The following is a 7,298-nucleotide window of genomic DNA, read 5'->3' on the forward strand; positions in this document are numbered from 1 at the left end:
TTAATCAGAAGGAGCGGTATACCCAATTGCGAGAAAGATTGGCTCAAATAGTTATAATTCCGACTTCATAGCTTGATTGTAATTGTGGCTCTCCGAACGGCAACTTTTGCCGTTCGGTGGATTCTTCCACAAGTTCAAAGTTTCCACTTTTATAAACTTAGGTAATAATCCAATTCCCATAAATTTAGGGTATCTGTGAATCACAAATTGATTTATCTGTTATCGTGCAACAATAAAGGCTACAAAGATTTTCAATACCCCTCACGGGCTAAAAATGTGAAATACCAGCATCCACCTCAAGTTGCTCATAGGAGATATTACAATACGGTTCGCTTAAGCTCTAAGCTGAATTTTCCTCATTTGTATCCCTGATATTTTCCTGCTGTTCGCTTATGCCTGCGGCTAAAACTCGGAATTTTGTGAATCCCCATGATGCAACGTCAATAACTATGAATAACGAAAGAGGCGCGATCGCGCCTCTCTAAATTTAAAGTATTCTGTAAATTATCGTACTACTTAGCCAGAGGTTGGATTTGACCCAACAAACTATGTAATTTATCCCCTTCAATTACTTCTGTTTCTAGCAATTGGACTGCAATTTCCTCGAGCAAATCTCGATTTTGTTTGAGAATTTCCAAAGCATGTTCGTGGGCAGTTTCCACAATCTCTTTAACTTCGCTATCAATTGCTTTTGCCGTATCCTCACTCACCATTCTCCGGGGATTATTACCACCATTCCCTAAGAACATTGCTTGCTGTCCTTGCTGGTATGCTAATGGTCCCAAGACTTTGCTCATTCCGTAGGTAGTCACCATCCGTTCAGCCAAATCTGTTGCTCTCTGCAAATCGTTGGCAGCTCCAGTAGTAATACTACCAAATATAATCTCCTCCGCCGATCGCCCACCTAACAAAGTGGCAATTTGTCCCCGTAACTCTTCCTCATTCATCAAGAAACGGTCTTCAGTTGGCAACTGTAATGTATAACCTAATGCAGCCATGCCACGGGGAATAATCGAAATCTTTTCCACACGACCGCTTCCAGGCATTAATGCACCGACCATTGCGTGACCAACTTCATGATAAGCAACAATCTTTTTCTCTGTCTCATTCAATACCCGGCTCTTTTTCTCCAACCCAGCTACAACCCGCTCAATCGCTTCTGCAAAGTCTTCTTGAGCAACGGTTTCCCGCTTGTTTCTTGCCGCTAATAAAGCTGCTTCATTCACCAAGTTTGCCAAATCTGCCCCCGCAAAACCAGGAGTCCGAGTTGCGATCGCTTTCAAGTTTACATCTTTCCCTAATTTTACCTTCAGGGAGTGAATTTTGAGAATCGCCTCCCGTCCTGATAAATCGGGACGATCTACTAACACTTGACGGTCAAAACGACCAGGACGTAATAAAGCTGGATCGAGGGTTTCTGGACGGTTGGTGGCAGCTAAAACAATCACCGTAGCACCCCCAGCAGCAAAACCATCCATTTCGGTCAATAATTGGTTAAGGGTTTGTTCCCGCTCATCGTTACCACCATAGAAGCCATTGCTGCTACGAGATTTACCTATGGCATCCAATTCATCAATGAATATAATGCAGGGAGCTTGTTTTTTTGCCTGGTCGAATAAATCTCTTACCCGTGAAGAACCTACACCAACAAATAATTCTACAAATTCTGAACCAGAGATACTGAAAAATGGTACTCCTGCTTCTCCAGCTACTGCTTTCGCTAATAAGGTTTTACCTGTACCGGGAGGTCCCACTAACAACACACCTTTGGGAATTCTCGCACCAATTTCCGTGAAACGGGCGGGACTTTTCAGGAAATCTACAACTTCCACTAACTCGGTTTTAGCTTCTTCAACCCCAGCAACATCAGCAAAGGTAATTTTTGCAGATTCCCCTTCTACATAAACTTTCGCTTTACTTTTACCAATTGAAAGCATACCTTGGGGACCACCGCCACCACCACGAGACATAAAAAACTGCCAAATGCCAACAAAAATTAATGGTGGAACCACCCAATTAATTACAGTCGAAAACCAAGTATTTTTGGGTGGAGGTGTTGCCGCAAATTCCACACCTTTAGATTCTAGAAGTTTTGGTAATTCCAAATCAAATATGGGAGTTGTGACGAATACACTACCTGCTTCCCCATTCTCGCTTTTTAATTGGTAGCGAATTTGATTTTGTCCTACCGAAACCCGATCCACTTCTCCTTCTTGTACCTGGTGAATGAATAGGCTGTAGGGAACACCAGCAGGTCCAGAGGGGAATATACTAGGTAATATCAAATTTAATAGCAGGAACAATCCAGATACTACTAGTAGAATGTTGGCAATGATACGTCCGCGAGGTTGTTTTGGTTGTTGTTTAATTGACATCTATGTCACCAATAAAGATTGATTTCAAACATTAATCATGCAATTTATCTAAGTAAAATCAAGAAAATGAATTATACTTTTTCTAACCAATCAAAAATCTCAGATAATTGATCTAGAGTCACTAAACCATACTGCCAAAGTGTAATGGGTAGAAAATTTGGGTTTTGCTCGCAATATCGCAAACCCAAAGAAATCGCTCCAACTGAAATATTCAGATCATCTTTTAAAAAGCTAACTAATTGTGTAATCGCTTCCATTAAAATGTTAAAGAACGTAAAAAATGATTTCTGGTGAAGTGAAGTAAAACAACTTAATTAAAGACTGATGAGATTAACCACTTATTGTTTCCCGATCTACTTAAGCAGAAACTTCTCTGCATCTATCCGCCGACCCTGTGGGAAGCCGCATTAGACGCGCGAAGCGAGACTTCTCGCACAGTAGCCTCTACATCTTCTTCTATCTGCGGTTAGTTTTTTACTAATTTACTTCGCAAACATGGGAATTACTATAAGATAACTCCACTGAAAGAAATGCTCTTAAGTCATTCAGTACCTTGTTACTTACAGAAGCCGCTTAGGTGGAACGTACGCGCTACTCTATGAGAAGCAAGCCATAGGATGACAACACAGGAACACTCATTTTGTGGCTTACTCTAAGAATTCTGGTATTAATCTAGCTGCGTAGAGATAAAACTAATCTTGTCTCTACAATTGGCTTTTAGGAATATCTGAGGGGTATTTAGATTAAAGACCAGTCAAAAATCCCAAAGAACCATGTCCAGTAACTACTTCTCTAATAATCAGAGCAATAAAGCCAATCATCGCTAGGCGACCATTAAGCTGTTCCGCAGATTGAGTAAAACCAAATTTAGCTTCATTGGTGTTGTTAGCATTTTTCATAAGTCTATCCTTGATTTAGGCAGTTGTTTTTCATCTATGTAACTAAACTTAACAATTTTGTTGACTTCTGTGAACCAAAGAACTAAGTCGGATTCCCGTACTCGGCGTTGCATAAATGCGGGATGAACTCGAGGCTGAAACTACTAGTATTTCGTTCAAAATTAAGCTAAATCATCCCATGAATCAGCAACGCCCAAATTTGAAACCTGTAGTAAAACAGCTTCATGCTCCCAAATCAGAATATGTTGTCACGAATAGTAACGATGAAATTGACACAGAATCACTTGAAACGCTGATACAGAATTTACCAAAAACTAGGATTCGGACTGCGGCAAGACGTTTGGGTATTGCCAATAAAGTTGACGGGAGATACGAGAAGGTAGCTGTTTTGCAATACTCCCAAGGGGAGTGGCGAACGCCAACGCACATATAAACCAAACTCAAAACCAAACTACAGCAAGTATCACGAGTGTTGAACGAAATAGTAGAAGCATTAAAATAGAAAGCGATCACAGACTAATCTGACCACATCAAAACTGAATAACAGTAGACAGATTACTCAGTATAAATCTGTCTACTATTTTGCTTTAAAAAACTTCTGGTTCTGTGGAGGACTGCCATTGTTTCTTAACTTCTTCCAAATCAGTGCAATTCCAATAATCTTCCATTTTCTCATCCCATTCTCGCGATAAACGTAAATATTCCTCTCTTTGAGATTCGGCAACGGCACGCAATGATAAATCATCGCAATCTATAACACCCTCTGCAATTAAGTCTCCCAAATTATCGGTATCCCAGATTGAAGTTTTGAATATGATTGGGTTGATATTATCCATTAATTTATTTCCTCAAAAATACAAATATACCAATATATTTAATCATACAATAATCAGACGGTGAGATGTAATTTTACATCCTTAGTGATAGTCAAATTATTAACCAAAGACCTACTATTCATCAACTTATAAATCCATAGATTGGAAGATAAATGATGAATTAACCTGGTTTATGGCAATTTATCTCGAACACTTCTGTACGAAAACGGGTAAACCAATCGTCGTGAATGGTGAGCCAATGATCGAAAGGATTGAACATTGTTTGGCTGAATATTTTGCACCCAACGCTACGTTTAAATTGGGAGTTGTATATCAAGGCTTGACGACGGAAGAAGATTTGAAGCAATTTACTTCCCAAGGATTAACCCTGGAATTTGCAGCCGATCGCCGTTTTTATTTTATGGATGAAAGGTTACGCGAAAAGCTATTTGACCAACCTCATTTTGGCGCAGCATACGGTTCTAACTTGTTCACACCTTGCAAAAGTTTTTCGGAACAGGAGAATCTACGAGTTTTGGTCATCGATGCCAAAACTGGAGACAATGGTGGGGTGATGTCGAATTCGGATGCGATCGCATTAGTTGGTGATGGTGATGGCAAGATTGATATTAGACTTCATGCATCATTAGGAAATAAAGAAGCAACACCATTTCAAACTCGTTTTGGTATTAAAGAAAGATGTACCGGGTTAGATGTAGATGATGGAAATAAAGCACTAATTAAAAATTGGCAATTGGGAAAAGGTACATTCGCACCACGAGATTTAAGGAATGTCGGAAATGGTTACGATTTAATAATTTCCACTGACCAATTGAAGGGACGAAGTGTGGGGGAGCGAGAGAGCGAGGTATTGGGAGAGCGTGGGAAAATTACATCGAGAGAAACAGATAATACAGTTGATAAATATTCCCTACCTCTAAACTCTCCCACTGCCCCCATCCCTCACTCTCCCGCTCCTCTTCAACCGGGGGAATACATAATGACGATGGGAATTGGGAATAAAACTGATGCTTATTACGGTATCACTTCGACTGGCGCTCAATTTTGGAATTCTTTTCCCAATGGGGTTAAAAATGATGTTCTTCCCCTATTGGAAAGACGTTTAGAAGAACTTAAAGATATTGCCAATGACCCTCGGAAAGTTGCTCAAGATTATGTGAATTCAATGGATGCTCGATATAAAAATCAAATACAATCTCAAATGAGAGGTGAGGATTTTATTGATTTTGATAGTTTGGGTTTGGGAGATATTGAAAATCAAATTGATGAGATGTTTTCATCAAATAATAATAATGAGCACAATTTAATTTATCGCATTCTCAGGGCAGACTTAGAAGGGCATTATCAATTATTAGAACATCCCAAAATTATAGATAAACTCAAGGAGTATTTGCGCGAACAATATATGGATTGCGCGACGGGGAGGTTTATTAAATTTGACTCTGCAATGGCACAAACTTGTCATGATTTAGCTGCAAACGAGGTTTGTTACCCTAAATTTTCAGACGGTGCAGAATTAATTGTTTATCGTGGTCCGACTGCAAACTCCAATACCGTTGATGTTTATATCAACCGTCATTTACCCAACGAACCGTATGACGCTGGAACTATCAAGATGTCACCCCAGGGGTTAAAGCATTCGCTGTCCGATTGTGATGGAGATAGGATGGCGATCGCATTAGCCTCAAAATTCCCACACACCGCAGCCGAGATTAAGCAAAAGCAAATTCCAGAGAATCGTTACGCAGAAATCATTAAACCGGAAAAGCAAGCATATATAGGTTCTTTTGAACAAATAGCCCTCGATGCGATGGAAAATAAAATTGGTATGGTTGCCAATTTATGTATGAAGGGAATTGCGCTGGAAAATGAATGTGTCTCAATTCCAAATGAGGAAGCAGGGAAATTTATTCGGGATATTTCCTGCGCTGCGGTGGAAATGTTAAACGCAGAAAATCAAAGTTTTGGCTCTGTTAAGTATCCAAACAACCTGCGTCTCCAAATCATCGAACTCTCTCAATTATGCCCACAATCGTATCAACAACAAGACCAACATCTAATAATCCCGAAACTCGATATTCAGAAAATATTAGAAAAAATCGGTAAGTTCTATCATGATGTTGTGGGAGCCTTGGGAGGAGAATTACAAATCGAAGTTGACCGGGGTAAAAGTGCTAATCGTTCCAATCCAGAAGTTGTTAATGCTTGCAATACAATTATTAAAAGCTTTGATGTTGCACCTTGGGTTGAAGAAAGAAAATCGGGAGATGTGTATACAAAACGGGAAATAAATATTAACGGTCATGGTGCGATCGATATGATGGCAAGAATGACCAATGATGCTTTTGCTGAAAGTGCAATAACCGCACGTTCGACCCAACAGTTCCAGGATTTATTTAAAGGAGTCGAATTTACACCAGCACAAAAAGCAAGTGCGGTTCAAATTAAAAAAATATATGACTCGTTAATTCACCGAGCGATCGCAATCAGTCGAGAAGTAGAACAATCTCCTGGTTTGAAAATAATCGCGACTAATTTCCAAGGACAGCAAATCGAAATTATTGGTTTAGCAGAGAAAAAGCATCCCAATCTTTTTGATGACCGAAAACTTGATATTAAGGTTGTTGAGAATAAAAGTCCCTACAGTAAAAATCAGAATAAATGGATTGCGATCGCTCCCGTATTCGATGCAGAAGGAAAGCCCAAATTACAAAGTAATGGTCAACCAAAAACTCGGCATTTGGGTTATATCTCGGAAGATTGTTTACAGCAATTACAAGGTGAAATCAAGCCATTTACTGAGTTTAGGAACCTGGAGAAAGAAATTGTATCGGGATTCGCAACTAGCCAAGTTCGGGCAGCTTTTAAACAAGTAAGGGAGTATGCGATCGCAATCAGGGAAACCATCCCCGATTCTGAAAAAGAAGCAGTTGCAGCAGCTATGTGGCAAGTTTCCACAGCGAGTAAAGAAGATGCGGAACGGGGTTTTAAGAAAACATCGGCTGCTTTTGCAATATTTGGAGATGAATTAGTTGGAAGACTGGACAAGCTGCAATTTGCCGAATTTGCAGTAGTTGGAACCCATAAACCCAGCAACGAGCATTTGGGACGTAAATGGGTGGGAGAAAAAGTTGAATGTCATATCGAGCAATTACCTGACCCTACAAATCCGACACAAAATAAACGCT

General features: G+C 39.8%; 6 protein-coding genes. 2 read left to right on the forward strand and 4 right to left on the reverse strand.

Translation table 11 applies throughout. The annotated features are described in order from the left end of the window. Positions 1–512: 512 nt before the first annotated feature. The 3 genes from ftsH4 to VB733_RS26435 form a co-directional block, all read right to left on the reverse strand. The gene (ftsH4, locus tag VB733_RS26425; protein WP_323343026.1) at positions 513–2,375 is read right to left on the reverse strand and encodes an ATP-dependent zinc metalloprotease FtsH4; all 1,863 of its coding nucleotides are present in this window, start codon (positions 2,373–2,375) and stop codon (positions 513–515) included. A gap of 71 nt (positions 2,376–2,446) precedes the next feature. Then, on the reverse strand, positions 2,447–2,632 hold the full coding sequence (locus VB733_RS26430) for a DUF2949 domain-containing protein (protein WP_323343027.1): 186 nt from the start codon (positions 2,630–2,632) through the stop codon (positions 2,447–2,449). Positions 2,633–3,118: 486 nt separating this feature from the next. Continuing rightward, positions 3,119–3,274, reverse strand: a complete 156-nt coding sequence (locus VB733_RS26435) for a chlorophyll a/b-binding protein (protein WP_323343028.1) — start codon at positions 3,272–3,274, stop codon at positions 3,119–3,121. A 178-nt stretch (positions 3,275–3,452) separates the two neighbouring features. Between VB733_RS26435 and VB733_RS26440 the strand changes: the two genes are divergently transcribed. Then, a complete protein-coding gene (locus tag VB733_RS26440; protein ID WP_323343029.1) occupies positions 3,453–3,707 on the forward strand; it encodes a hypothetical protein in 255 nt (84 codons plus the stop codon). Positions 3,708–3,861: 154 nt separating this feature from the next. Here the strand turns inward: VB733_RS26440 and VB733_RS26445 are convergent, their stop codons facing one another. Continuing rightward, a complete protein-coding gene (locus VB733_RS26445; RefSeq protein ID WP_323343030.1) occupies positions 3,862–4,110 on the reverse strand; it encodes a hypothetical protein in 249 nt (82 codons plus the stop codon). Positions 4,111–4,282: 172 nt separating this feature from the next. Here VB733_RS26445 and VB733_RS26450 point away from each other — a divergent pair. Beyond that, the coding region (locus VB733_RS26450) for a hypothetical protein (protein ID WP_323343031.1) at positions 4,283–7,298 on the forward strand (3,016 nt) is incomplete at its 3' end.

Origin of the sequence: Calothrix sp. UHCC 0171, from assembly GCF_034931845.1 — a bacterium.
Lineage (GTDB): Bacteria > Cyanobacteriota > Cyanobacteriia > Cyanobacteriales > Nostocaceae > Brunnivagina.